General features: G+C 38.3%; 22 protein-coding genes. 13 read left to right on the top strand and 9 right to left on the bottom strand.

Features of this window, described 5'->3' with window-relative positions; all coding sequences use genetic code 11:
- Window positions 1–6: 6 nt before the first annotated feature.
- Genes MV676_RS00585 through MV676_RS00570 form a run of 4 tightly spaced genes read right to left on the bottom strand, consistent with a single transcriptional unit; the run spans window position 7 to window position 3,347 of the window.
- Window positions 7–1,602, bottom strand: coding sequence for an FAD-binding protein (locus MV676_RS00585; protein ID WP_297444320.1), 1,596 nt, complete (start codon window positions 1,600–1,602; stop codon window positions 7–9).
- Window positions 1,602–2,276 carry a 4Fe-4S dicluster domain-containing protein gene (locus MV676_RS00580; protein WP_297444318.1) on the bottom strand — a complete coding sequence of 225 codons (675 nt, stop codon included), beginning with the start codon at window positions 2,274–2,276 and terminating at the stop codon, window positions 1,602–1,604. The genes MV676_RS00585 and MV676_RS00580 overlap by 1 nt, the downstream gene beginning before the upstream one ends.
- Entirely contained in the window at window positions 2,269–2,631 is a 363-nt protein-coding gene (locus tag MV676_RS00575) for a 4'-phosphopantetheinyl transferase superfamily protein (protein WP_022846547.1), read from the bottom strand. Before MV676_RS00575 ends, MV676_RS00580 begins: the two co-directional genes overlap by 8 nt.
- On the bottom strand, window positions 2,628–3,347 hold the full coding sequence (locus tag MV676_RS00570; protein WP_027719965.1) for a pyridoxine 5'-phosphate synthase: 720 nt from the start codon (window positions 3,345–3,347) through the stop codon (window positions 2,628–2,630). The genes MV676_RS00575 and MV676_RS00570 overlap by 4 nt, the downstream gene beginning before the upstream one ends.
- A 92-nt stretch (window positions 3,348–3,439) precedes the next feature.
- Here MV676_RS00570 and mazG point away from each other — a divergent pair, with 92 nt between their 5' ends.
- From mazG to MV676_RS00505, 13 genes are all read left to right on the top strand, one after another.
- A complete protein-coding gene (gene mazG / locus MV676_RS00565) occupies window positions 3,440–4,225 on the top strand; it encodes a nucleoside triphosphate pyrophosphohydrolase (RefSeq protein ID WP_022846545.1) in 786 nt (261 codons plus the stop codon).
- A complete protein-coding gene (locus MV676_RS00560) occupies window positions 4,212–4,694 on the top strand; it encodes a universal stress protein (RefSeq protein ID WP_022846544.1) in 483 nt (160 codons plus the stop codon). The genes mazG and MV676_RS00560 overlap by 14 nt, the downstream gene beginning before the upstream one ends.
- Window positions 4,691–5,761: an S-methyl-5-thioribose-1-phosphate isomerase gene (mtnA, locus tag MV676_RS00555; RefSeq protein WP_297444312.1), complete on the top strand. Its 1,071-nt coding sequence runs from the start codon at window positions 4,691–4,693 to the stop codon at window positions 5,759–5,761. Before MV676_RS00560 ends, mtnA begins: the two co-directional genes overlap by 4 nt.
- Window positions 5,755–6,324, top strand: a complete 570-nt coding sequence (gene ruvA, locus MV676_RS00550) for a Holliday junction branch migration protein RuvA (protein WP_022846542.1) — start codon at window positions 5,755–5,757, stop codon at window positions 6,322–6,324. The genes mtnA and ruvA overlap by 7 nt, the downstream gene beginning before the upstream one ends.
- Window positions 6,314–7,279, top strand: coding sequence for a Holliday junction branch migration DNA helicase RuvB (gene ruvB, locus MV676_RS00545; RefSeq protein WP_297444309.1), 966 nt, complete (start codon window positions 6,314–6,316; stop codon window positions 7,277–7,279). Before ruvA ends, ruvB begins: the two co-directional genes overlap by 11 nt.
- 159 nt (window positions 7,280–7,438) lie before the next feature.
- Window positions 7,439–7,924 carry a hypothetical protein gene (locus tag MV676_RS00540; protein WP_297444307.1) on the top strand — a complete coding sequence of 162 codons (486 nt, stop codon included), beginning with the start codon at window positions 7,439–7,441 and terminating at the stop codon, window positions 7,922–7,924.
- A 3-nt stretch (window positions 7,925–7,927) separates the two neighbouring features.
- Window positions 7,928–9,190 (top strand): PelD GGDEF domain-containing protein, encoded by a 1,263-nt coding sequence (locus MV676_RS00535; RefSeq protein WP_297444304.1) that lies wholly within the window; start codon window positions 7,928–7,930, stop codon window positions 9,188–9,190.
- Window positions 9,184–10,095: a hypothetical protein gene (locus MV676_RS00530; RefSeq protein WP_297444302.1), complete on the top strand. Its 912-nt coding sequence runs from the start codon at window positions 9,184–9,186 to the stop codon at window positions 10,093–10,095. The genes MV676_RS00535 and MV676_RS00530 overlap by 7 nt, the downstream gene beginning before the upstream one ends.
- Window positions 10,092–11,612 (top strand): GT4 family glycosyltransferase PelF, encoded by a 1,521-nt coding sequence (pelF, locus tag MV676_RS00525; RefSeq protein ID WP_297444300.1) that lies wholly within the window; start codon window positions 10,092–10,094, stop codon window positions 11,610–11,612. The genes MV676_RS00530 and pelF overlap by 4 nt, the downstream gene beginning before the upstream one ends.
- The gene (pelG, locus tag MV676_RS00520) at window positions 11,593–12,975 is read left to right on the top strand and encodes an exopolysaccharide Pel transporter PelG (protein WP_297444299.1); all 1,383 of its coding nucleotides are present in this window, start codon (window positions 11,593–11,595) and stop codon (window positions 12,973–12,975) included. Before pelF ends, pelG begins: the two co-directional genes overlap by 20 nt.
- On the top strand, window positions 12,941–15,652 hold the full coding sequence (locus MV676_RS00515) for an endo alpha-1,4 polygalactosaminidase (RefSeq protein ID WP_297444297.1): 2,712 nt from the start codon (window positions 12,941–12,943) through the stop codon (window positions 15,650–15,652). Before pelG ends, MV676_RS00515 begins: the two co-directional genes overlap by 35 nt.
- The gene (locus MV676_RS00510) at window positions 15,549–16,682 is read left to right on the top strand and encodes a tetratricopeptide repeat protein (protein WP_022846534.1); all 1,134 of its coding nucleotides are present in this window, start codon (window positions 15,549–15,551) and stop codon (window positions 16,680–16,682) included. Before MV676_RS00515 ends, MV676_RS00510 begins: the two co-directional genes overlap by 104 nt.
- Window positions 16,679–19,954 (top strand): tetratricopeptide repeat protein, encoded by a 3,276-nt coding sequence (locus MV676_RS00505; RefSeq protein WP_297444293.1) that lies wholly within the window; start codon window positions 16,679–16,681, stop codon window positions 19,952–19,954. The genes MV676_RS00510 and MV676_RS00505 overlap by 4 nt, the downstream gene beginning before the upstream one ends.
- Here MV676_RS00505 and MV676_RS00500 read toward each other — a convergent pair.
- The 5 genes from MV676_RS00500 to MV676_RS00480 form a co-directional block, all read right to left on the bottom strand.
- The gene (locus tag MV676_RS00500) at window positions 19,932–21,101 is read right to left on the bottom strand and encodes an MFS transporter (protein ID WP_297444291.1); all 1,170 of its coding nucleotides are present in this window, start codon (window positions 21,099–21,101) and stop codon (window positions 19,932–19,934) included. The genes MV676_RS00505 and MV676_RS00500 overlap by 23 nt on opposite strands.
- A gap of 11 nt (window positions 21,102–21,112) precedes the next feature.
- A complete protein-coding gene (locus MV676_RS00495; protein WP_297444288.1) occupies window positions 21,113–23,689 on the bottom strand; it encodes a BamA/TamA family outer membrane protein in 2,577 nt (858 codons plus the stop codon).
- Between the two features lie 9 nt (window positions 23,690–23,698).
- Window positions 23,699–24,625: a radical SAM protein gene (locus tag MV676_RS00490; RefSeq protein ID WP_297444287.1), complete on the bottom strand. Its 927-nt coding sequence runs from the start codon at window positions 24,623–24,625 to the stop codon at window positions 23,699–23,701.
- A 13-nt stretch (window positions 24,626–24,638) separates the two neighbouring features.
- Window positions 24,639–25,541 carry a hypothetical protein gene (locus tag MV676_RS00485; RefSeq protein WP_297444285.1) on the bottom strand — a complete coding sequence of 301 codons (903 nt, stop codon included), beginning with the start codon at window positions 25,539–25,541 and terminating at the stop codon, window positions 24,639–24,641.
- A partial coding sequence (locus tag MV676_RS00480) for a M23 family metallopeptidase (RefSeq protein WP_297444283.1) occupies window positions 25,480–26,750 on the bottom strand: 1,271 nt, incomplete at its 5' end. The genes MV676_RS00485 and MV676_RS00480, both read right to left, overlap by 62 nt.

Here is a 26,750-nt window from a genome sequence, read left to right as displayed (position 1 = left end):
CGGGGATTAATCCCCGACGATATATTCCTGAAATATCCTTGGCGTTTTTGCGACTGTTGTTATCCTTAAACTCTTTAATTCCTGATAGTATCTCTCAAGGTGGGAAAGTGTCTGTCTTCCGGGTTCGCTATATTTACGCCTTGCTGCTGCAAGTCCGGCCCTTCTTCCAAATACAAAAATATCAAGGAGAGAGTTACCCATTAAACGGTTCTTCCCGTGAATACCACCTGCAGCTTCACCCGCAACAAAAAGATTTTTAACGGTAGTTTCACCCTTTTCGTCTATAAGGATACCACCGTTCTGGTAGTGGAGCGTCGGATAGACAAGAAGTAGCTGTTTTTCAATGTTTATCTTAACTCTCATAAACATTCTGAAAAGGGCCGGAAATTTCTTTTTTAAAAATCCCTTGCCGTGTTTTTCCTCTATAACCGGTGTATCAAGCCAGACACCGATTCTCCCTGAAGGTGTTTCTACGCCCCTTCCCTCTTCACATTCCTTTATCATAGCAGCAGCAACAACATCCCTTGTCTCAAGCTCATTAATGAATCTTTCTCCCTTAGCGTTAACAAGGTGAGCACCGAGACTTCTAATAGCTTCTGTAACAAGAACCCCTACCATGTGGTCAGGATAAACTATTCCCGTCGGGTGATACTGGAATGAATCAAGCCCTTCAAGTTTTGCACCCGCCCTGTAGGCTAAAACTATCGCATCGCCTGTCGCGCCAAAGTTGTTTGAAGTCTGAAATCCCTGAATGTGAAGCCGACCGGAACCCCCCGTCGCGAGAATTACAGACTTAGCTTTAACAAGAACAAACCGCTTCCTTTCAAGATCAAACAGTATTGCACCGTTACACTCACCAAATTCGTTAGTCGTTAATTCAACAGCCGGTGCAAACTCTAAAATCTCTATATCTGGCCTGTTCCTTATTTCATCTTTCAAAATCTTTATTATGTTAAGTCCTGTATAATCCCCTATGGAAAGAATACGTGGCGCCGTTGAACCACCTGCCCTTTTTGTAAGAAGATTTCCCTTTTCATCCCTGTCAAAGTTAACTCCAAGCTCAAGAAGCCACTTTACAATTAAAGGACCGTCATCAACCATCGCTTTAACTAATTCTCTTCTCCCCTGAAACTTACCGGCAACCATAGTATCGGCAAAGTGCCTAATCGGCGAATCATCCTCTGAAACGCTTGCCTGCATTCCGCCGAGGGCCATTATCGTGTTGGAATTACCGAGCCTCAACTTTGTGGCAAGGATAACTTTTGCACCTGCCGAATGGGCAAAGAGTGCAGCAGTTATTCCTGCACCGCCTCCGCCGAGAACAAGGACGTCCGTCTCAATGTCGGGACTCTCAAGATTAACTTCTCTATAATCAAAGCTGCTGAAAGCCTCAAGCAGATCAGCAATCTCATGAACCGTCCTATCACCCTTGTTAACACCGACCCTCAAAGTTCTAAACCCTGAAAGCCTGTAATCAGGATGAAACGAAGATAGCAACTGACTTTTTTCCTCATCACATAAAAGAGGCAACTGCTGCTTTTCCCTGCTTTCTCTCGTCTTTTCAACAAGTTCTATACTTTCAAGAAGATTTCCGGAATACATTAAACCTCCTCTCTCACCCTTTTACAGAATTCTACAAACTCTTCATCACTCATCTGAAGGATCTTTCCCCACTCTTCGTCATACTTCATCTCTTCCATCTCTTTTAAGCGCTTCTTCAGATTTTCAGGAAACGGCATCTCTCTGCTTATAGCCCGCTGAACAAAGAGGGATATAAACTGAGGTGCTATACCGTAAGGACACCTTGAGGCACACAGACCGCACAGAATACAGTCTAACATCATTTCCGTGGCCTCTTCGTAACTTCCCTCTTTCAAAAGCTTCATAACCTTTGATACGTTTATCCACTCCGGGCAGGCAACGGTGCAGAAACCGCAGTTTTTACACATATCCAGTTCGGGATAGACTTCCCTTAACTTCTCTATCGGCTTTTCCATCTCCGAGATGTTATAGGTAGCCGTTCGTGAAGGGAAAAAAGGCATAACTGTTATATTCATTCCCTCTTTTACAATTGTCTGACAGCCAAGACCGAACTTTACCCTTTTACTCCCCTTCTCAAGGTAAGCTATGGCACACGCACCACACAATCCTGAAAGACATCCGACACCTCTTTTTATATCGTGTCCGGTATCCCACAAAGCCTCTATAACCGTGTAACCTTCGGGAACTTTTATCTTCCTTCCTTCTATATATATCGAAACAAGCTTCTTACTCATCAGCCTCCTCTCTTATCACATTTACAAAAGCTACGGAAAAATCCTTTTCGTGGGAAATACTGAAAAGGATACGATATCCCTTTACAGGTATCTTAACATCAAGATGTTTTCCACCACCTGAAACAACAATATCCTCAAAGCGTACTGGAACATTTATGCGAGAAAAAGCTTTTATTATTGCCTCCTTTAAAGCAAATCGTGCAGCAATACAACCTACAACCTCACCGCGCCTCTTTTGAAAACAATACTCAACACCTTCAGGGAAAACCTTCCTGACAAACCTGTCTCCCCACCTTTTTAATGCATCTTCTACCCTCTTATTTGAGACAATATCAACGCCACAGGAAACAATCATCTCACCTCGTTGATAAGCCTTTTCATCTCTTTCACGGCATCGGAAAGGCCTTTTAAAACTGCATTTGCAACGATAGAATGACCTATGTTAAGCTCTTCTATCTCTTCGATTTCAGCAACAGGTTTCACATTTTTGTAAGTCAAACCGTGACCAGCATAAACCTTCAATTCCAATTCTTTAGCGTACTTTGCTGCGGTTCTTAACCTGCTAAGCTCTTTCTCTCTTTCCCCTTCACTAACCGCGTTGGCATACTCACCTGTATGAAGCTCGACAGCATCGGCACCCACATCTGCCGCTGCTTCTATCTGCTCCTTATCCGGGTCTATAAAAAGGTTCACAACAATGCCAGCCGCTTTCAAGCGCTTAACAACATCCCTTATACGGTCTTTCTGACCTTTAACGTCAAGTCCTCCCTCCGTCGTAATCTCCTCTCTCTTTTCCGGAACAAGCGTAACCTGATGAGGTTTTACTGAAAGGGCAATCTCCACCATCTCTTCTGTTGCTGCCATTTCAAGATTTATCTTTGAATGGATAACTTCCTTTATAAGCTTTAAATCCCTATCCTGTATGTGCCTTCTGTCTTCCCTTAAATGAAGCGTTATCTGGTCTGCACCTGCAAGGTCTGCAATAACCGCAGCGTGAACAGGATCTGGTTCAAACGTTTTTCTGGCTTCCCTGATGGTTGCGACGTGATCTATATTAACGCCGAGTCTTATCTTTGGCATAACCTCCTCCTGAGTAAATTTTGTTTCAGTTAAATTCTACAACTTTTCACTGGTATAATTAACTTACGAACTGGAGGCGATAGATGTACAAATTTGAAGACCTTGTGAAAATCATGGAAACACTCCGCTCAAAAAACGGCTGTCCCTGGGACAGAAAACAAACATACGAAACCCTTTTGCCGTATCTTCTTGAAGAAACTTATGAATACATTGACGCCGTCAAAGAAAAAGATTACGAAAACATGAAAGAGGAACTTGGCGACATTCTGTTACAGGTTGTTTTCCATTCCCAAATTGCAAAAGAAGAAAACAGATTTTCCATTGACGATGTTGTGGATGAAATATGTCGCAAGCTAATATTCCGACATCCTCACGTATTCGGTAACAGAAAAGATATCAAAGACGCTCAGGACGTTCTTAAAGCTTGGGATGAATTTAAAAAAGCTGAAGGTAAAAACCGCAAATCTATGCTGGATGGAATACCAAGATCATTACCATCCCTCGAAAGAGCTTTGAAACTTCAAAAAAGAGCAGCAAAAGTTGGATTTGACTGGGAAAAGGCAGAAGATGTAATCAAAAAAATAAAGGAAGAACTAAGAGAAGTTGAAGGAGCAATAACAAAAGGAAACAAAGAGCACATAGAAGAGGAAATAGGAGACTTACTTTTTGCAATTGTTAATTTGTCAAGGTTTCTCCAGGTCAATCCAGCAGTTGCTCTTCACAGAACAAACGAAAAATTTGTAAAAAGGTTTTCTAAAATGGAAGAGCTGGCTGAGAAAGAGGGAAAATCTCTTTCTGAAATGAGCATTGAAGAGATGGAAAAATTGTGGGAAATCACCAAAAAGGAGGAGAGGGATGTCAGTATTTAAAACAATTCTTTATCCAACAGACTTTTCAGACCTTGCAGAAGTGGCAAAAAAGTACGTGCTAAAATTGAAAGAAGCAAACGCCGAAAAGGTTATTATCTTTCACGTAATTCATCCTATGGAGTTTAGCCTACCACAGTTTGACGATCCATTTGCACTTGACGTTGCTGCCATATACGCCCACATTCCGGAAATTGAAAAAGCGATATTAGACAGGCACCAGGAAAAGCTCCAGCAATTAAAGCACGAATTTGAAAGGGCAGGATTTAAGGTCGAAACGATTATGACCGTAGGCGACCCAAAAGAGGAAATCGTAAAAACGGCTGAAGAAAAGAACTGTAACCTTATAGTAATTGGATATCACGGAAAGGGACTTCTTGAAAGAATTCTTGAAATTGGAAGCACCACTAAAGCTGTAATTAGAAAAGCCAAATGCCCGGTACTTGTAGTGAAAAAGGAGGAAAGGGAATGAGAAAAATAAAAGACATAAGACCCTTAAAGTGGGAAGGTGATGCTCTTTTGCTCCTTGACCAGAGGAAATTACCTCATATGGAAGAATGGATAACGTGTAAAACTTACGAAGATGTAGCAAAAGCTATAGAGGATATGGTAGTAAGAGGAGCACCTGCGATAGGCGTTACGGCTGCTTACGGTGTTACTTTAGGTGCAAAAGAACTTTCACAAAAAGCAAAGGATGTAAATGAATTCAAGATGTTGGCAGAACTTGTAATCAACAGATTAGCAACGACGAGGCCTACCGCAGTTAACCTGTTCTGGGCACTCAAAAGAATGAAAAGTATCATAGACGCCGGCCAGAATATTAATGATATCCTTCTTGCCCTTGAAACGGAAGCGAAAAATATAGAAACCCAGGACATAGACAGAAATAGAAAGATAGGAATGTACGGTGCAGAACTATTAGGAAACAAAGAAACCATACTCACCCACTGCAATACAGGTGCTCTCGCAACTGCTGGATATGGGACAGCCCTTGGTGTAATAAAAGCGGCGTATGAAATGGAAAAAGACATTCTCGTATATGTTGACGAAACAAGACCTTACCTTCAGGGAGCAAGACTGACAGCGTGGGAGCTTCAGCAAGAAGGAATACCCTACTATCTAATAACGGACAACATGGCAGGATGGTTCATAGCAAACGACGAAATAACCTGCATAATAGTTGGTGCTGACAGAATAGCCCTTAACGGTGACACTGCAAACAAGATAGGAACATACACGCTATCTGTACTTGCAAAAGAACATGGAATTCCCTTTTATGTTGCAGCACCCTCTTCAACATTTGACTTTTCTATAAAAACAGGAAGTGAAATTCCCATAGAGGATAGACCTCCTGAAGAGGTGCTTTACTGCCACTGTGGTGACTGCAGAATAGCGCCAGAACATGCGAAGGTGAAAAACCCTGCCTTTGACGTTACACCCCACGAAAATATAACAGGAATAATTACAGAAAGAGGTGTCATTCTTTCACCGAACGAGACAAAAGTCAAAAAATTCTTCAAACTGGAAGAAGAATGTTAGATTTTGTAAAAGGGAAAGTTGCCTTCAAATACTCCGACGGTATATCTATAGAATGTGGGGGCATTGGCATTAAAGTCTTTGTCCCCCTATCCACCTTAAGTAGAATAGTGGTTGGCGAAGAGGCATTTTTCTTTACAAAAGTAATATTCCCACCAGAAGGCACCCCTGCTATTTACGGATTTGAAAGTGAAGAAGAGAGGAAACTTTTCGAACTCTTAACACGAATACCTAAAATAGGTTCCCGCACAGCCCTTAACATCCTTTCTCACTTTTCAAAGCAGGAACTTACCAAAATTGTGGAAACGAAAGACATCAAAACGCTTTCAACCGTCCCGGGACTTGGAAAAAAATTGTCGGAAAGACTCATATTTGAACTTGCCTCAAAACTCAAAACAAAAGAAAACAAAAAAGAAAGAGAATTAATAGAAGTCCTTGAAAACTTAGGCTATTCAAGAAGAGAAATCGTTAAAATTCTATCAAAAATAGATACAGAAAACTTAACCTTTGAAGAGGCAGTCAAAAAACTAACCTTACTCCTCTCTGGAGGAAAATTTGGAGGATAGATCTCCGCTAAGGCCTTTATCATTAGAAGAGTTTACCGGTCAGGAAAAGGTTAAAAAGCTACTACGTATAGCTCTTGAGTCGGCAAAAAAGAGGAACTCCACACTTGATCACATACTATTTTACGGTCCTCCCGGAACAGGAAAAACAACCCTCGCAACAATAATTGCAAGAGAAATGACAAAAGAGATAAAAGTGGTTTCGGCACCAATGATAGAAAAAAAAGGGGATCTCGTAGCATTGATAAATTCTCTCCAGGAGGGTGACATACTTTTTATAGATGAAATACACAGACTCACAAGACAAATCGAAGAGACACTATACTCAGCGATGGAAGATTTTAGAATTGATATTGTATCAGGAGGAGGTTTAAAAGCAAGAAGTTTTAGTATAATGCTACCAAAATTTACACTAATCGGTGCCACGACACGGCTTAACCTTCTAACAGCACCGCTGCGTTCCCGGTTTGGATTAATATGCAGACTTGAACTTTATACCGAGAAGGAACTTGCAGTGATAGGAAGAAAAAACGCTGAAAAATTAGGCATTTATCTAACAGATGAGGCTCTTCACGAGCTTTCAAAATGTGCAAGAGGAACGCCAAGGATATTAAATCAAATGTTAAAAAGGGTAAGAGATTTCTCTGTTGTTAACGAATGGCCTGTAATAGATATTGAAAAGATACGTATAATATTGAGAGAACTTGGAATAGATAAAAATGGACTTGACAGAATGGATAGAAGGATTTTAAAAACCATAGCTGAAACATTCAAAGGTGGTCCTGTAGGGCTTAACAGTCTTGCTCTTGCTCTAAATGAAGATAAAGAAACGCTTGAAAACATACATGAACCCTATCTCATTAAATTAGGACTGATAGTTAGAACAAGCAGAGGAAGAAAAATAACCGAAAAAGGTCTTAAAATAATCGGTAAAAATACAGGTAATCTTCTCTTTTAAAAAGCATGCTTTACCATCAAAAACAAGACTTATAAGAGATTAAATCCTATTTAACAAATAAAACCATTCGTTAGCGATATTTAATTGCAAATTTGAAAATTTTCAGTATAATTCTACCCATAAATAAAAATTGGCAACTAAATATATTAAGGAGGAAAGATGAAAAAACTTGCATTAGCGGGGCTGCTTGCTGTTTTTATGCTTTCCGGATGCATGACAGAGATAAACAAAACACCCGTTATTATCTCTAAAAACACCACCTGTGCAGTCATGCCCTTTGTAAACTACTCAGAAACACCTTTAGCCGGTGAAAGTGCCGCCTCAATTACTTTTGGTGTTTTAAAAGCAAAGGGTTACAAAGTTTCAAAAGCATTTGACTTAAAAGAAGAAGATCTTAACTCGACAGAAATAAAAAAACTGGAACAACAGCTTAAAACAAGCGGATACACCTGCGCCATAGGAGGATACGTTAACGAGTGGCGCTACAAAACGGGAATAGATGGGGAACCTGCCGTCAGCGTAACAATTTATGTTGAAAACCTTAAAACGGAAAATGTAACTTCAACACTGACTGTTTCTGGAACCTCATGGGGACACAAATCAATAGGTGTTCTTTACCAGGAACTTTTAAATGGAGAGTTTTAATTAATGGCAAAGAAAGATATTGCTATTAAATTTGTTGTCGGTGAAGCAGTCCTTTTATTTATAATTCTTACGGCCGTTGGCTTCTATTTTAATCCCAAAGACCCTCTTTTCATTCACTCAACAGTAAACCCCTTTGTACTTTTAGAGCTTACAATAACGCTTTTTTACGGCCTTACAGGCGGTCTTGTTTTCCTTGTTGCAGCCGTCCCCGTTTTCAGGTTCATATATCCTCAATTTCCTCTTTCCTTTCTTCTCTGGACACTGTTGCTTGTACTTATAGCCGGTGAATTTTTCTCTTACTGGAAAAGACGCATTGAATTGTCTGAAGAAGAAAGCACCTACTTCAAATCAAAACTGAGAAAGCAGACAAATGACTTTATACTGCTCAAACTTTCTCACGATCAATTAGAAAAACACTACCTTGTAAAACCAATAAGCATAAGAACCGTCCTTGAAAAAATTAAAAAGGAACTAATAAACAACAGAGAAAAGGCCTTTGGAAACTTAATGAACCTTATAAGTGAAGCTTTTTTTGTAAGAAGGGGAACCTTATACTGTAAAACCCCCGAAGGGAATTTCAAATTAGCTGCTTCTATAGGTGAACCTGTTAAACTTGACATGAATGATCCTCTAATACGGGAAGCCATAGAAGAAGAAAGAACGGTATTTTTATCATCGTCATCATCACAATCAAATTACCTCGCGGTAGTTCCGGTATTTGACATCTCTAACGATGACGAAATTATTGCATTCTTCCTAATTAAGGACCTGCCATTCAGATACCTTAATGCAGACAACATACTTTCAATAAACGTGGCTCTAATCTGGTTTATGGCAGAACTGGAAAAAACAGAAATGGTAAAAGATCTTGTAAATGAGTTCAGATATCTCCCCGTTGATTTTATAGTTGAAGTACAGACCGTAAAAATTCTTTATGAAAAGTTCGGAATAGACAGTTACATGGTTGTGTATAAAATTCCAGAAAACCTTAAAGACATAATTCAATTTATTCAGAACAAAATCAGGGGAGTTGATTTTTTGGTTTATCATAAAGTAAATAACTGCTATATGGTTTACATCTTACTACCTCTTTCTTCCCTTTCCTCAGCTGAAGGTTTTTCAAACAGAATTTCAAACGAGCTTAAGAGACGTTTTGGAAGTGAAATTAAAAATAAAATTACTGAAAAATTCATTAAAGTTGATAGAGAAATATACAAAAGCCTGAAGGAAGAGACAGACCGAACCCGGGAGGAAAAGGAATGCTGACTTTTTCTCCCCGACACCTGCTTTTTATGCACATCATAATATCGGTAATTGCAACCATCATAACCGTAATTTTAATGCCCCGAAACTTCAAGAGAAACCTCCGCAACATTTTAACTGTACTCATGTTTAATCTGCTTATTCCCGTTGCCGGATGTCTGTTTTCAATAGTAATTTTTGTGATAGTAGCACGCTTTAAGAAGGAAACCACCATTAAAGCAAAAAAGTTACCGATAAGAGACATTACACTGGAAAAAATAAAAGTAAAAAGCAGAAAACTTGGAGAAGCAGCCCTTACTCAGCTTATAAAAAGCAAAAGAGTAAACAATGAACACGCATTATTAATTATGGGAAATTTTATAAACCCCCAAACAGTAGAAGCTGCTAAAACAGCTTTATTTTCAGATAACGATGAAATCCGGCTTTACGCTTTTGCTATCCTTTCAAAACTTGAAAAAGAGATTGACGACAAAATATCTTTTCTGAAAGGAAAACTGCAAAAGACAGAGAACGACAGAGAAAAGGCAATGATTCACTTTGAACTTGCATCTTTATACTGGGATATGGTGTACCTGCGTGTTGCGGATAAAGAATTAATGCCGTTTATTATAAAAGAAGCTCTCAACCATATTCAGCATTCCCTTAAACTTTATACGACACCGGAAATAGAACTCCTTGCAGGGAAAATTTATTTAAAACTAAAGGAAAGAGAGAAGGCAAAAAAGTTCCTCTCATCAGCTTTCAGTCAGGGAGACAAACTAATGAAAATGAAAGTTGTTCCTTACCTTGCAGAGATAGCTTTTTACGAAAAGGACTACAAAAAGGTTGAAGAGCTTTTTTCTATACTTGAATCACCTCTACACCCCGAAATTTACTTTATGAAGCTTTTCTGGACAGGTAAGAAATGATAATAGTAGACAAAAATAGAGAAACTGACATACTTATAGTTGCGGAAGGAACCTATCCCTATGTAAAAGGCGGAGTGAGTTCCTGGATTCACAGTTTGATAACAGGCCTAACTGAATTTAACTTTGGAGTAATCTTCCTGGGAAGCAGAAAAGAAGACTACGGTGATATAAAGTACAAACTTCCGGAAAACCTTACCTACCTCTCGGCAAACTTTATATTCAGTGATAAAGAAAAACCTCCTCCGAGAATACTTAATTCTGATTCCGAAAAAATGGAAAAGGTTAAAGAACTCCACAAATGGTTGAGAAGAAGCGGAGAGAAAGAGCTTCCTGAAACCTGGAAAAGCCAGAAATTTTACATAAAAGAGGTAACAGAAGAAGAGTTTCTTTACAGCAGAGAGGCATGGAATTTTATAGCAGACAGTTACTTTGAACTTGCAGGAGATGTACCCTTTATTGATTATTTCTGGACAGTAAGGAACATCCATGACCCAGTATGGCGCGTGGCTTCAATTATGGAAAATATACCTGAAGCTAAAATTATCCACAGTCCATCTACCGGATATGCAGGTTTCCTTTCTGCAATGGCAAAAAGCGAAAAAGAACTTCCTTTTATATTGACAGAACACGGAATATATACCAGAGAAAGAAAAATAGACATAGTTAATGCCGATTGGATTTCCGACAGAGGATTTTTCTTTCAGAAAGAAGTTGGAGAAATAGACCATCTGAAGAAAATGTGGATAAGCTTTTTCCGGGGAATAGGGGCTTTCTGCTACGATTCGGCTGATGTTATTATTTCACTTTTCGAGGATGCCAGAAAGCTTCAGATTGCCCTTGGAGCTCCGGAAGAAAAAACAGAAGTTATCCCTAACGGTGTCAAGGTAAAAAACTTTCTGAAAGCACGCAAAACCCGACCCCAAAACCCGCCTCCGGTAATCGGTCTGATTGGAAGAGTGGTCCCTATAAAGGACATAAAAACCTTCATAAAAGCAATGAGAATAGTTGTTAACAAAATGCCCGAAGCACAGGGATGGGTTGTGGGTCCCACTGACGAAGACCCTGATTACTATGAGGAATGTTTAAAACTTGTTAACGCCCTTAACCTTGAAAACAGCATTAAATTTCTTGGATTTCAAGACCTTAAAAACATCTTTCCCAGAATAGGGCTTACAACACTCACATCGATAAGTGAAGGAATGCCTCTTGTGGTTCTTGAATCGTTTGCTGCAGGCGTGCCCTGCGTAACGACCAATGTTGGCTCCTGCAAACAGTTAATATACGGCGGACTAAACAGTGAAGATTTAAAGATAGGAAAAGCGGGAGAGGTCTGCCATGTTGCTAACCCCGGGGAACTGGCAGACGCGTATGTGGAGCTTTTAAACAATAAAATCCTGTGGAAAAAGTACCAGAAATCCGGCATAGAGAGGGTAGAGAGATTTTACGATTATCAGATGTTTTTAAATAACTATCGCAAACTTTACAGGAGCTTCATTCATGGCAGGCATAGCGTTTGAACTGAAAAAAATTCTGAAAGAAAATAGGCTGACATCACTTTTTCTCGCATTTACGTATTCAACTTCTCTGAGTGCCGGCCCATGGATAATATCAATTATTAGTATAATAGTGGCAGGAATTGTAGCAGAAAGAACAACGGCCGAACACGAAATAGTAAGGCAGTATCAGATAGTTATAACATACATTACTGCTTTCAGCCTTATACTTTCTGGCGCCTTTCAACTGTTGTTTACAAGGTACGTCGCAGACCGACTTTTTGAAAAGGAAGAAGAAAGGATTCTCCCTAATTTCATGGGAGCTCTTCTACTAAACATGCTAATCGGCTTTCTGTTTGCCGTTTCCTTCACTCTTCTTACATCTTTAAAAGAAATTTACTACCGAATGCCATGGTTTGTTGTCCTGTTTGTCCTATCCCTAACACTTATGACAGGTTTCTGGATAATAAACACTTTACTCACATCGTTTAAAAGCTACAAATATATACTTCTCTCTTTCGTTTTAGGCTTCGGACTGATGATAATAACTGCTCCTCTTTTCGGAAAATTTGGACTCAGCGGTTTAATGCTTTCTTACTTCTGCGGTATAGCTCTCACTTTCCTCATGTTACTGAGCTATATCTTCAAACACTATTCCTCAAAAAAACTCATAGAATTTGACTTTCTTAACAGACACAGAATTCACATATCTCTGGCATTTGTGGGACTTTTCTACAATACGGCAATCTGGGCAGATAAGTTCGTATTCTGGCTTTCAAACATAACAGGAGAATCCGTAATCGGACCGTTCAGAGCATCCATAGTTTACGACGTCCCTATATTCCTTGCCTACCTGGCAATAGCTCCAGGAATGGGTATATTTTTTCTTAAGCTGGAGAGTGAATTTGCTGAACACTACGACAGATATTATTCTGCTGTAAGAGAAGGAGAAACTTTAGACAGAATATATGAACTTGGTCACGAACTTGTCGTTGCTGTCAGAACACTTATTCAGGAAGTTTTTAGAATCCAGGCAATCGCTGTAATTCTCATTTTTTTGATGGAAATAGTTATTTTCAGGTTCTTCCACCTTTCTCTACTGTATTTACCCCTGTTTAACGTTCTTCTCCTCGGAACATACTTACAACTTGTCGTAATGGCCATTCTATCTGTACTTTTTTACTTTGACCTCAAGATATATGCACTTTACACAACGCTTACCTTCGCCGTCTTCAACTTTTTACTATCAGAACTGAGTATAGCAATAGGACCTTTTTTCTACGGTTACGGATTTTTTCTGTCACTGATTATAAGTTTTCTTGTAGGTATCTTTTTGCTCAGGAGGTTCCTGAATGAGATTCATTACAGGACTTTTATGCTTATTTAGTCTTTTAATATGGAACGTTGCTTACGGAAGAGAAAAACCTTCCGTGGCTGTTATTTATTCGAATCCTCCCGAGGAGATTCTCTACCTTTACGATTGGATAGTCGTTGATCCTTCAACTTTTAACATGCAGTTTCAAAAAGAGAGATACTACATGAAAAAACACGGAAAGCTTATAGCTTACTTTAGCCTCGGAGAAGATAGCATAAGCTCAATGCCCCGAACATGTATCATAGGAAAGAACAGAACATGGAAAAGCAACGTGGTTGATATAAGAAAACAAATGTGTCAGAAAATCATTCTTAAGAAGATACAAGCACTTTCAGGAAATTACAGTGGTTTTATGTTCGATACGCTCGACTCTTATCAGCTGGCGCTTCTTGAAAAAGAATGGAAAAGCTACGAGGAAGCCGAAGCGGAATTTATCCGAAAAATAAGAAAACTATATCCTGAAAAGATCATTCTCTTAAACAGGCCATTTGAAATATTCCCAAAAGTTAAAAACTACATAAATGGCGTTGTAGCAGAGTCTCTGTTCTTTGGCCTTGACAAAAATCACAACTACATCAAAATGCCGGAAAGTGATACACGGTGGCTGCTCAAAAAACTGACAGAAATTAAAAACTCGGGGATTCCGGTAATAGTAATTGACTACACCGACAACAAAACAATCGCAGCACAGGATGCTGAACAAATAGAAAACATGGGATTTATCCCCTGGGTTACGGACAAAAATCTCAAGCATATAGGTACGGGTGTTTATCAGTTCATACCGAGAAAGATCGCCATCATTTACGATGAAACGGTGGACAACAATCCTGCCCATCAAATGGCACAGCTCCCTCTTGAATGGCTTGGATATACACCGGTTCTTTTTAAATACCATCCTGAGAAGCTTCCGGAACTTGATGACTCTTACAGAGGTATTCTTGTATGGTTGATGAACGGGATTAAACCAAAAAATAGGAAAAAATTTGAAAACTGGCTATTAAAAGAAATTCATGCAGGGAAAAAAGTTTTTCTCGTGGACCCTTACAACCTCTTTGACTACCGATTTTTAAAAAGACTGGGCATTGAAGCTTTTGAAAACAAGGCCCCGGTAACTGCAGGATTAAAATTGCTTAAATTCCCTGGAGATTTTGGATTTGAAATAAAAGGTAAACCCGAACCTGCAGATATACTGATAAAACCGTTTAACGGAACATCCGTTGTGGAATACAGAAACAGCATTGGGCAGATTTTCGTTCCTGTTGCTCTAATGAACTGGGGAGGATACGCAAATCAGGACATCCTGATAAAAACAATGCAGGACATGACTTTATGGGTCTTAAATCCATTTTCACTGTTCCGGAAAGTTTTCGGGTATCTGCCGGCTTACGATGTGACTACCGAAAATGGAAGAAGAATAATGACGGTTCACATAGATGGAGACGGCTTTGAGGGAAAGGCAGACTTTCCTCCGTTTAGATTTTCAGGAGAAGTTTTAAGAGACAAAATTATTAAAAAATACAGGGTTCCCACAACGGCTTCCGTTATAGTAGGAGTAATAACCGACCTTTATCCAGAACTATCAGATAGACTTAAAAACATTGCCAGAAGCATTTTTTCTCTTGAAAATGTTGAGCCAGCAAGTCACTCCTACTCTCATCCTTTCAACTGGTACGACACATTGAGGATGTCTGAGGGACTACCCCCCGAAGAGAAAAATCCTGAATACGGCCACAACCTTCCAATCCCAGGATATAAACCTTCACTCAAAAAAGAAATCATCTGGTCAATAAATTACATAAATAAATATTTAACACCTGAGAACAAAAAGGTAAAAGTTTTCCTGTGGACCGGAGATTGCGTGCCTCCCAAAAAAGCCATTGAATTAACTTACAAAGCCAGAGTTTACAATGTAAATGGAGGAGATACAAGTGCTACTTTCAATTCGCCATTTCTTTATCTTATTTCCCCTATGGGCATAAACAAAGGAAAGTATTTTCAAATCTATGCACCTATCCAAAATGAGAACATCTACACAAATCTATGGAAAAACTTTGGTGGCTACGTAAGAGTAATTCAAACATTTAAACTAACAGAAAAACCGCGGAGGCTGAAGCCCATAAGCCTCTACTATCACTGGTATTCAGGACAGAAAATAGCTTCGCTTAAAGCACTTGAAAAGGTATATAAATGGGCTCTTTCCCAGAAACCTATTCCAGAATATTTGTCAGATTACGCTCAAAAAGTGATGGAATTCAGGGGAAGTGCCATAGCTAGGCAAAAAAATAAATGGATTTTTAAAAATGCGGGGAGTTTAAGAACAATTAGAATCCCGCTATCAGAAGGTTATCCTGATATCGATAAATCCAAAGGCGTCGTTGGCTACAGAAAAATTAACAACAGTCTCTACATAAGCCTTGATAATTCTGGAAATTATGAGCTGAAGCTTTCCAGAACTGACAATAATCCTTTTATTCTTGTAGAATCAAATGGAATAATAACAAATTTTGAGAAAGAAAATAGAAGGTATAAAATTTCTCTTAAAGGATACGTCCCACTTGAAATTACCATAAGAGAGGAAGGATGTCATGTTAAATCTTCCGGGAATCCCGAAATTTTCAAAAAAGGAAGTTTTATCAGATTTCGATTCAAAGAAAAAACTGCAAGCATTGAAGCAACTTGCAAAAATTAGGGTATTTTCAAATGCGGAAATACTTGTTTTTGTTCTTTTATTTATAGTGCTGGCGGCTTTCCTATTTCCAGGAGGAGAGATCACGGAAACCATACTAAGTGGAAAAGAAAATTTAAACTTTGGACTTTCAAGGGTATACATAGAAAGCCTCCTTAGAATTAAAAAAGATCCCAAGCTTATTATGGTGCTCATAAAAAATGACATAAAAAGTGGAAATATTAAAGAGGCAGAGAAGTTTTTAAAAGAACTGGAGAAAATGGGAAGCATTCCGGTTTCCAGAAGAGAACTACTGAAAATAAAACTTGCAATTCTCGAGGAAAAGTACTCTCAGGCAGCGCCGAACGAAAAAAACGCAATTAAAAAGCAAATCAAGAAAACCCTTAAATATTTAGCTTTAACAAACTTTGACCCTGAAACAGTAAAGAATATCTATACCGAATCCTTAAAATTTGGCTTCGCAGATATAGCGTATCTTGCAGCAGATAAGCTGACAAATATGGGTAAAGATTCTGTAAACTGGCATAAAAAGGCACTTAAACTTGCCGTTATACTTAAAAATTACGACGAAGCATTTAAACATCTAAACTTTTTAATAAACCATTCTACCGGAAGAAAAAAATTGGAATTTCTAAGAAGAGCATTCCGTCTTTCTGTAGCAGCAGGCGACTTTGATAGAGGATATTTCTACGGAGAACAACTTCTTAAAAGTGGCAATTTCTCCAGAAAAGATGTAAACAATTTGATCAACATGGCTCTTGCAGTAAAAGACTACAACAGCGCATTCAAGTATGCTTACGAAGCATTTAAGGCAACAAAAGAAAAATATTACTTTAAAAAAACGGTGGAAATAGCATTATGGGCAGGGAAAAAAGAACTGGTAAAACATCTCATAATAAAGTACGGGATGCACTATCTAAATGACCCTGAAATGGCACTCTTTCTACTAAAAACTTCTATGGCACTCAACGACCGAAACCTATCTCTTCAACTTGCCGACAAAGCTGTAAGAATTTACGGGGGAAAAAGGTGAGAAGAATAAAGGAAATCTGGCTGTACACATGTTGTCTCTTGCTTCCTTCAGTAGCTTTTGCCGGAAGCATAGCCTATTCATGGCAACTCGGAACTTTCAGAAGCCGCTCTCAGGCGGAAAAATTTCTTGAAAATCTCCCGACAAGCCTTAAAAAAAAGTCATTTATTTATATAACAGATTCAGGAAAGGTAACCGTTAGATTTGATGTGGCTGAAACGGTAAGAAAACTAAAGCAGGAAAAGAACCTTCTTGAAAAATTTGGAATTTCCGGTGCTTTTATAGTTCCAACAGATGCCAATAAAGTGAAAGGTTTTACCGGAGAAAAAAAGAAAAATACACTGTACTATTCTGTCCAGCTGGGAACCTTCCAGTCGTATAAAAAGGCTGCCAGATATCTCAACAACCTTCCTGAAAGTATAAAAAGAGACGCGTTTATATATAGAACTGACAGAGGACTTTATACTGTAAGAATAGGGCTATCTAAATCCATTAAAGACCTGAAAAAGTTTTCCAAAAAACTTTCCCTACTGGGCATTAAAAATTTCTTTTTCGCTCCAACATCACCGAGAAAAATAGAGAAGAAGTTGTATAAAACAGTTACTGCAAATCTCAATAACAGAGAAGAAATCCTGAAAACTTCTCTCCGTATATTTTTAGGCAACAACAACCTGAAAAAGGCTTTTGAGGTTGCCAGAAGAGGAACTGTTCTTTTTCCAGAACACAAATTCTGGTGGGAGTGGCTTGCCAAAATTTCCCTCTGGCTTGATAACCAGCCGGTAGCGCTGCAGGCCTACAAGAAATTATATTTCAGTTTCAATGAAGAAAAAGTATTCCACAGAACATATTCTTTAGCTCTGGTGCTGGGAGATGAAGAAACCGCACAAAAGTTAATAGAGGAAGAAATCAAAAAAGGACACAAAGTTTTGTTCTATAAAGATTTAATTGCCTTTTTCAGAAAAATGGGGAACATTGATAAAGGAATAGAACTTGCAGAGAAAGTTTACGGCAACAATCCTCAACTAATAAGAGAAGCGGCTTTTATCTACTGGTTTTATGGAGAGAAACAAAAAGCTTTAAAAGAACTTGAAAAACTTAAAATTCTGAAGAAATATACGTATAACGATGCATTGATAGAAGCAAAAATTTTTATTTCGGACAGGAAGTTTGACAAAGCCCTGCAAGTTTTAAAAAACAATGCCGACTCCGTCCCTGAAAGCCTTACAGACTACTGGCAGTTAATGGGAAACCTTGCATGGGCACTGGGAGACTATGAAACCGCCGCAAGAGCGTCAGAAACTCTGGTTAATACAGGGAAGGGGAAAGACTTTGATTATTCACGGATAATTCTCTTTTACGCTTCAGTAAATCCTGAAAAAGCCATGAAATATGCACTTGAAGGCTACAAAGCAACAGGAATAGAGGACTTTATGATAGATTTTCTGAGCCTGGCAAGTAAACTGAAAAGATGGAAACTTATTATAAGCACGATCGATTCCCTTCCGGAAGCGGAAAAAAGAAGATTGTTATCAGAAAATTATCCTTTATCTGTTTATGTTCTCGCCTTATCAAATATTGGAAAAGTAAAAAAAGCAAAATCATTAATGAAGATAGAGCTTAAAAACCGAAAAAACACAGAGCTCATAGAACAGTACATTTACTTTTTAATGGATAACCAGGATATAAAAGATCTGGAAAAAGCCCTTTTTAATTATAAAAAGTATGCCGTTCTAAATCCCTATCCGTTCATAGCAGCTTACCTGTACCTTCAGAACGGTAAAGAAGCACTTAAACTTATAAAGTCGGTAAAGATTCCACCCTCAGACTTTTCCATGCTTTTAACAAAAGCTGATATTCTTGAACTATACGGCAAGCCCGAAGAAGCCAGAGCTATAAGATTCAACCTTTTCAAAAAAATGAAAAAGATTATAGAAAAACAAGGAATGTTTAAGAATCCGGATGAACTGGTTTCTTATCTGCGCGTTGCCATGTACTACGAACCACTCTGGAAGTTTGAAAGAGAACTTCAAGCATCACAAAAGTTCCTCCCGCCAAAAGTGTATAAAGAACTTTACTATTCATTCTTATTAAAATCAGGACAAACGGAAAAAGTGGATTATCTCGTAACAAGACACAGAGAGGATGTCTCAAAGTGGCTTCAGTTAAACCTGGCACTTTACGAAGACGACCGGTACAAGATGATGAAGTTAACTTCAAACTACGGCCCCGTACTGCCCATAAGGGATAGAGTAACCGCTTTAACTCTTGAAGGAAAACCGGGAAAAGCTCTCAACACCGCTTTTATTAAACTAACACATAATCCGTACGATGAAGAACTATATAAACAACTTAGAGATTTAAATACACAATACAGAAATTACGGGGTAATATCGGAAACACTGGAAGACCGCTCAGACCTTTACGATATCAGAACAGACTTTTTCTTCAAATATGGAAAAAAAGGAAACGGAGTATATGCAGGCATTCATCAGTCAAACACAAAGTTTCTAAACAAAAGCGAATACAGAAAGTTATTTAACAGATATGCTACAGACCTTTACGTTGAAAAATTGTTTTCAACAGGGAGTGCAAAATTAAGCTTTAACATAATTAAAAACAAAAGCACAAATGTCGGATTGACTTTAACTTACAGAACACTTTTAAATCACAGAACTGAGGTAAAAGTAGAAGGTTCATCAGCGACAACCGCTGATGAATCTGTATATCTAATGTCTGCAGGATATAAAAGCACTGCCGGCATTTACATATCTTATCCCGTCATGAACTCTTTAACTTTAACATCAAACATAGAGTGGAACAAGTATTTTTCTTCTGACAGAAAAAATCTGGGAAGCGGCACAAATCTCTACGAAGAAATACTTTACAAATTAAGGGCAGGCTATCCAGATTTTACTTTTAAAACATATGTACTAAAAACATTCTACAACGAAAAAAACCATACAAACACTGCTGTTGATGAAATGACTTACTATCCGCCAGCAGATGCCCTCCCCGAAAGCTCCATGGAAGTGGGAATTGGTTTTGAGTTCGGCTACGAAAACAAATACAATTATGTAAGAGTGTGGCGGCCGTTCTTTAATATAAGTACGGGCTACAATACCGTTTACGGATGGGGAGTCTCAACAGGAGGCGGTATAGGAGGCATGCTCGTCGGGAAAGATAACCTGAATCTGGGATTCAGCTACTCTATAAATCCACAGGCAACCGGTGACAGAATCTTTAAATTTGAAATTAACTACAAGAAGTGGTTCTAAAACCAAGTAACATCAAAAAAGCAAGGAAACTCATGCATGCTGCAAACAGGAAAGCTACATCTATAGTATAATTCTGCCACAGAAAGCCGGCAATTACAGAAGCGGGAAGGACAAAAACACCAAAAACAGTATGATAGGTACCTATAACCGTTCCCTTTTTCTTTTCACCGGCAACATCTGCCATGAAAGAAACGGGAACCGTGTCGTCTATTGCAACATAAATCCCATAGAGTATAAAAGCAACAACAAGTCCAACAATACTTTTAGCCGCATAAAAAGTAACAGAAGCTCCCGCTCCAATGAGAAAACCTGTCAGAATTAACTTTTTCTTCCCGAAAATGTCAGCAAGAACACCTGCTGGATAAGAAAAAATAGCATACACAAGGTTAAAAAGGGCGTAAAAAAGCAGGTTATCTATTGTAGAATACCCGAGACTCCTGGCTTTCCACAGAACGAAAGCGTAACTGTATCTTCCTAAAGCACCCACGGCCACAACTGCGAGAAAGTATTTTATTTCCCGTTTTTCAACAGAAACAAGTCTCTCAATTTTTTTCTTTACTTTTCTTCCCGTATCTTTTACGAAAAGAACAATAATCATAACTGCAAAAGTACCCGGAACGGCAGAGAGGAAGAAAACTGTTCTGTAAGAAGAGGCACCTCCAGTCTTCAGAAACGCAAGAATACCGAGGGCAATCAGAGGGCCAAGTACCGCACCAAAGGTATCCATCATACGATGAAAACCAAAAGCTTTACCACTACCGTTACTACCGGTAGATTCTGCAATCAACGTATCACGAGGTGCCGTTCTTATTCCCTTCCCAACCCTGTCTAAAATTTTAAAAACCAGAAAATCAAACCAACTTTTAGTAAATCCGAGCATGGCTTTTGAAAATGTAGAAATACTGTATCCGATTCCAACAAAAAGTTTTCTATTCTGAAACTTATCACTCAAATAGCCAAAAAGAACCTTCAATATCGAACTAAGACTCTCTATAAGGCCGACAACAACTCCACTTGTTATTTCTCTCAGCTTTAAGACATCTATAAGATAACCGGGAATTATAGGTGCTATCATTTCACTACTCATATCGTTAAGCAGACTAACCAAGCCTAAAAGAATAACGTTTCTCGAAACTTTCCGTTTCATATTTCCCTCTCCTAAAAAGGAAAACCAAAAGAGATATGGAATCTTCCTCTTCCCTGTCCCTCAATAGGCTTTAATTTGTATCCATAATCTACCCTGAGAGGTCCTACAGGCGTAAGGTACCTAAAACCAGCCCCTATGGAAGAATACCAGTCCTTAAAAGTAAAATCCGAAACACTGGGAAAAACATCACCGGTATCACAGAAGAGTGCCACCTGAAACTCTTTAAAAAAAGTATATCTTAACTCAAAGCTTGCCAGAGAATAGAAATCACCGCCAACATAGTTACCCAGCGAATCCACCGGTGAAATTGTTCCGTACTTATAACCTCTAATGCTCTCTGCACCACCAAGATAAAACCTGTCCTGCAAAGGCACACCCTTTGAAAATGGTCTTATATAACCTGCACCGCTCCTGAAAGCAAAAATGAGATTTCTTCTTAAACGCTTCAGCTTCAGAATTTTTAACTCTGAGAGAAAATAATCCGCATCACCACCTAAAAAGCCACCAGTATATGAAAGTTTCAAATAAAATCTGTATCCCCTCTCAGGATTCGTAAAGCTGTCTCTCCTATCATAATCGGTGGTAATAAAAAGTGTTCTTTTATAGAACTTTGTCTTTCCCGATGTAACATCGTTTACAATTTCCTTAGAAACTTCCACACCATAATTTTGCTTCAGCGACCTTCCCTGCTTTCTGTTGATCTCAAACCTCGTTATATAACGTTCAACATCAAAACTCTCAAAAATCTCTGTTTTACGAATTAGGCTTAGATACGCCCTGTTCCTCGGTGAAAAGAAACCAGACTTTCCAATTCTGAGAAAAACATTAGAACCTTCCGTGGACCTATATTCACCAGAAAGAAACATGGAAAATGCTTTACCAAAAGGTGAACTGCTCCTTACCGTCCCCTTGACAGTGGTGCCAGCATCCGAACTGTAACCAAGAAAACCTTTAACCGTCAAAACCGGTGCTTCCTTTAAAACAAAAACGGGATTAACCGTCCTTACTGACTTAACTTCTTTCAGTTCAATCATGGAAAATATTCTGGTGTCAGAAAGAATAGAATACTGCTCTATTATTCTTTTTCTGCTGTAAAAACTCGCAGGCCTTACCACTCTGAGAGTAGCAAGTGACGAAAGATTCGTTCTGCTTAAACCTGCAAACAGGGAAAAACCTACGTAATAGCGCCGACCTTTGTCAGTGTTTACACGCAAAGAGAGAAGAACCCGATTTCCTTTAACCGTTTCTTTCTTATCTATTCTAACCCTTACGTCAAGATAACCAATATCTCTATAGTAATCGGAAATGCCTGATTTCAACTTTTCTTCAAACTCCGGAGAATATGGAAAGGGCAGCCTTCTATTCAATTTGATAGGAAGGTTCAACAACCTTACAACAAGAAACTCTCTGCCGGGATTTATAACTAACTTAAGCGTTGAGTCACCGAAACTTTCCGAAACTTCAGCGTTTAAATAGCCGTTTTCTTTTAAAAGATACGAAATAGAATTTTTTATTTCTGCTATTTTACTTTCAGAATATGGTTTGCCTTTTATTTTACAGATAATGTCATCTATACCACTGGAAACCTTTTTATTTACAGTTCCCAGAATTTTAATTTTTACATTTTCTATTTTTACATAAGGACCTTCAGTTATATGAAATACAACCAGAACTTTATCTTTTGAAATATTTTTTGTAAAAACCGAAATTTTAACGTAAGGAAAGCCGCTGTTTTTATAAACACTGACTATTTTTTCTCTGCTCTGCTCCAGCTCAAATTCATCAAAAGCTCTGTCCCTTGCAAAAGTTAAAACCTTTAATATTTTTTCTGAGTCTATGTGATAATTGCCTGAAATTTTAATTTTATACTGCTTTCCCGGTTTAACTCTTATAATCAGTTCAACACTTTTTCTTTTTCCACCTTCACCGTAGATTTTTATACGGGTATTAATTTCAAAATTATAGTATCCCAGAGATACAAAGTGATTCTCAATCCGCTTCAATTCGTTAAAAAGATAACTTCTCTGTAATCTTTTCCCAATAATTGATTTTAAACGGGATTCCACAAACTTTTTTATGCGAAAATTATCACAAATTACATCCAGTTTCTCTATCTGGTGAGGAAGACCACTTTTAATGTGGAAAACAACAATGTAGCCAGCGGGAGATGTCTTTACAGCAACATTTACTCTGGCGTCTTTGAATCCTATATCTTCAAGTTTAAATCTCAGCAGCAACCTGGCATTTTCGACAAAAGAGGAGGAAAACCTCTGACCTATAAGGAAATTTTTTATGGTTTTAGAAGTTTTTAAAAGTTCAGGAGGAAGGTTTTCAAAAATTACATTCTTTATTCTTAAATTTTTCTCCACCACTATTTTTCCATTCTGCCATTTAGCCTTAAATCCAAGAATATCCAGCACTTTAGGCACCGTTTCAGAACAGTTATCCACTCTACAAACCACTGCTGCCTGCCGCTGGAATTCTTTCTTTAAATATTCCGGAAACGGGACTTTTGAAATAACTTCAATCTCCGCATGCACTGTAAAGGGGAGAAGAACAAAACCCATCAAGAGAAAAAAATATCTCATAAATTCTCCTCAGCTTCCCGCTTTTAAATATTTCTTCTCTCCATACATTACATATTTAACCTTTCCTTCCTTTACTAAAGAATCCACAGCAATCCTGACTTCTTCCTCAAGAAGTCCCAGAGCATCAGCAATTTCTTCGACAGGACAGGGCCTTCTCTTTATCAGTTCCAGAATTTCTGCTTTAATATCCTCCACAGGCATTTTTTTCCTTTTAGCAGAAGACCTACCTATTACATCCGTGGCAGGATAACCCACTATTTCTTTTATTCTTTCCAGCTCTTCTGGTGAAAGCCCTTCTATGTTATAGGCAGGAGGCCTGACCACAGTATTTATCTGCCACCTTTCTGGACTTATCTCAAAAACAAATTCACCTACGGCACTTATCTCTTCCGGCGAATCATTTATCCCTCTAACAAAAAGAGTCTCTAACCAGATATCAACATCGGTTTCTTTCCTTAACCGCCTTATGCCCTTCTTTATAATCTCAACCGTTAAGTCGGTAAAGGGACGGTTAATCTTCTTGAAAACATCATTAGAAGCTGCATCAAAGGAAGGAAGAACAACATTAACACCTTTTATCTCTTCAATAACATCATCTCTAAAAAGTAGAGAACTGTTTGTAAGAACAGCAATTGGAATTTCTGGAAATTCAGCTCTTAGAAATTCCACAACCTTTCCAAGTCCAGAATTAAGTGTTGGTTCTCCATACCCGCTAAATGTTACAAAATCGACAGGCGGATTCTTAGAAAGAAAACGTTTAAGTTCTTCTATCACTTTATCAACAGGAATGTACTCTTTCCTTTCTAAAGTTTTAAGGGTTGTCTTTCCCACTTCACAATAGACACAATCCATACTGCAAACCTTAAAAGGAACAAGATCAACACCAAGGGAAATGCCCAACCTTCTTGAGAAAACAGGACCAAATATATATTTCATAATCATTACTCCTTTACCATTTATACCCAAGTGAAATCGTAACCGCAGTCTGAGTTACATCATTACCCGTTTCAAGATCATCAAACTTATTCAAAGAAATCGTCGCGCCTAACCTGTAATTCTTGGCAAAGTAATAGCCGGCTTCAACAGATATCCCCTGTTTATATTTCTCTGCAAGGTTATAAACAACAAATCCCCCGTTTTTGACTGCAAAAACTTGCTCACCCTTCCAGGCTGAAATTCCAGCATCAAACTTCCCTTTATAGTAGTGAAGGAAAACTTCTGCAGAGAGAAAATTGCTACCACTAAGACCAAGTTCATCAGATTTATTCAAAGTAATATAGTAAAGTTTTGTCCCAGCATAGAAAGTGGCTTCTGAAGCATAAAAATACTTACCCAAGTGGGGTACAACCTGCAAAACATGCAAATTTAGACTTTCAGGATAATAAGAAAAAGCCGTTTCAATGCCTGCATTCCAGTTATAAGGTTTAAAATATGTTCCATCGAAATAAAAAATCAAACCGTTATTTGTCAAATTATCATCAGTAGCTATGTAATGAACACCAAAAGAAAAAGTATGGTTTTTCAGCAGCTCATTTGTAACCGAATAGAGTGCTGTTACATCTATCTGATTTAGAAAACGTATCCCCACATTCGAAATACCATATCTTTTAAACGCTAAAGTTGATGTATAGTTATCCGAATATTCTATGGATGTGAAAGATAAACCAAAAGAGTACGATTTTGTTAAGTTACCCGTACTGTAATAACCTGTTATGGAAGGTCCCCCTATTTTACTCCCACCATTATAATCAATATAAGTTCCATAGATGGCCGAATAGTCCGCCCGGGCATCAGCCAATACTAACAGTATCCCCGTCACTGCCGTTAAAAGCATTAATAAAAATCTTTTCATCATCCACTCTCCTTAAAACAACTTCCCTCTTTTTCATTCCAACGTAAATCCTATCAAAACCTACTACATCGTGTATAGTTGCTTCCGTATCAACTTGAAAATTGAGAAATTCAATCTTTCCCTTGAAAGAAAAAGGCGAAACAGCTTTATATATCCCCTTAACTTCATAAAGGTTATGATTGAAAGACGCCAAAAATCTAAAAACAGCTTTAATAAACCTTTTTTCAACCAACTCTATAGGCAGATAATCCTTCCACACTAACTCTTTTTCAAGGTAGAGAGGAATTTTGGGCGAAGATAGAAAAATATACTTTAAATAGGATTTATTGCTGCCTTCGAAACTGTAACAATAGAAAGTACCGTTATTAATTCCGAAGTAGAGCCTGGCTGTCCCATCTGTTAAATAAAAGGTACCATCAGGTGCCATTTTAACAACTGCCTGAAAATTGCCCTTTTTCTCACCATTTTCTAAAATCTCAAACATGAAAACCATATCTATAAGCATATTTAATTTCTCATGTAATCCTTTATCCGGGTAAACAGGTTTAACCCTATCATTCTCTTTCGGAACTCCGTTGTCAATAAATATTTTTCCATCCTTAATAAAAGGAGCAAAACTAAATGGAACAGTAGGAGCACCTATATCCGGTAAAAGCTGAACGTGAATATGAATGTGAGGTTGAGGAGAATAACCGGAATTTCCGCACTGTCCTAAAACAGTCCCCTTTTCAACCCAATCACCGGGTTTAACCTTTATAGAGTCTTTTTTCATATGACCTATAACAACATAAAATCCCCTTTCATCTAATATCTGAACAAAATTACCCAGATTATTCTCTCTATCAGCTTTTCCCGGCGGATTATCAGGAAGGTTGGTAACTGTTTTCACGACTCTTCCCCTCACGGGAGAAAGAACAGGCTTCTGAAAAGCATAATAATCGGAAAGTAAAATTCCATCACCTGAAAAAGTTTTTCCTTCTTCATCTGTAATTACAAAATCAACCGCATACTGCCACGCACCCTTGTGGGTCCACTTACCGTGAAAGGACTGCCAGACAGTCCACTCACCGGTAAAAGGAAGGGAAATTTCCCTTCCCCAGAATGGAAAGCGTTTAACAACGGTGAGAAAGTAATCAAGTGTTTTCTCAGGAGTTCCTCGATAAAATCTTGTTAGACTCTCGTATCCTACGAGACCAAGAGAATAAACCA

Origin of the sequence: Desulfurobacterium sp. (assembly GCF_027028515.1) — a bacterium.
Classification (GTDB): domain Bacteria; phylum Aquificota; class Aquificia; order Desulfurobacteriales; family Desulfurobacteriaceae; genus Desulfurobacterium_A.
The sequence above is the reverse complement of the archived record's forward strand: the minus strand, read 5'-3'. Positions and strand labels throughout refer to the sequence as shown.

Coding starts and splice junctions, on each gene's coding strand:
- MV676_RS00580 (WP_297444318.1), bottom strand. CDS start 2,276: ATGAGTAAGAAGCTTGTTTCGATATATATAGAAGGAAGGAAGATAAAA.
- MV676_RS00485 (WP_297444285.1), bottom strand. CDS start 25,541: ATGAAAAGATTTTTATTAATGCTTTTAACGGCAGTGACGGGGATACTG.
- ruvA (WP_022846542.1), top strand. CDS start 5,755: ATGTTAGATTTTGTAAAAGGGAAAGTTGCCTTCAAATACTCCGACGGT.
- pelF (WP_297444300.1), top strand. CDS start 10,092: ATGATAATAGTAGACAAAAATAGAGAAACTGACATACTTATAGTTGCG.
- mazG (WP_022846545.1), top strand. CDS start 3,440: ATGTACAAATTTGAAGACCTTGTGAAAATCATGGAAACACTCCGCTCA.
- MV676_RS00540 (WP_297444307.1), top strand. CDS start 7,439: ATGAAAAAACTTGCATTAGCGGGGCTGCTTGCTGTTTTTATGCTTTCC.
- MV676_RS00530 (WP_297444302.1), top strand. CDS start 9,184: ATGCTGACTTTTTCTCCCCGACACCTGCTTTTTATGCACATCATAATA.
- MV676_RS00495 (WP_297444288.1), bottom strand. CDS start 23,689: ATGAGATATTTTTTTCTCTTGATGGGTTTTGTTCTTCTCCCCTTTACA.
- MV676_RS00500 (WP_297444291.1), bottom strand. CDS start 21,101: ATGAAACGGAAAGTTTCGAGAAACGTTATTCTTTTAGGCTTGGTTAGT.
- MV676_RS00535 (WP_297444304.1), top strand. CDS start 7,928: ATGGCAAAGAAAGATATTGCTATTAAATTTGTTGTCGGTGAAGCAGTC.
- MV676_RS00510 (WP_022846534.1), top strand. CDS start 15,549: ATGTTAAATCTTCCGGGAATCCCGAAATTTTCAAAAAAGGAAGTTTTA.
- MV676_RS00515 (WP_297444297.1), top strand. CDS start 12,941: ATGAGATTCATTACAGGACTTTTATGCTTATTTAGTCTTTTAATATGG.
- MV676_RS00575 (WP_022846547.1), bottom strand. CDS start 2,631: ATGATTGTTTCCTGTGGCGTTGATATTGTCTCAAATAAGAGGGTAGAA.
- mtnA (WP_297444312.1), top strand. CDS start 4,691: ATGAGAAAAATAAAAGACATAAGACCCTTAAAGTGGGAAGGTGATGCT.
- pelG (WP_297444299.1), top strand. CDS start 11,593: ATGGCAGGCATAGCGTTTGAACTGAAAAAAATTCTGAAAGAAAATAGG.
- MV676_RS00585 (WP_297444320.1), bottom strand. CDS start 1,602: ATGTATTCCGGAAATCTTCTTGAAAGTATAGAACTTGTTGAAAAGACG.
- MV676_RS00560 (WP_022846544.1), top strand. CDS start 4,212: ATGTCAGTATTTAAAACAATTCTTTATCCAACAGACTTTTCAGACCTT.
- MV676_RS00490 (WP_297444287.1), bottom strand. CDS start 24,625: ATGAAATATATATTTGGTCCTGTTTTCTCAAGAAGGTTGGGCATTTCC.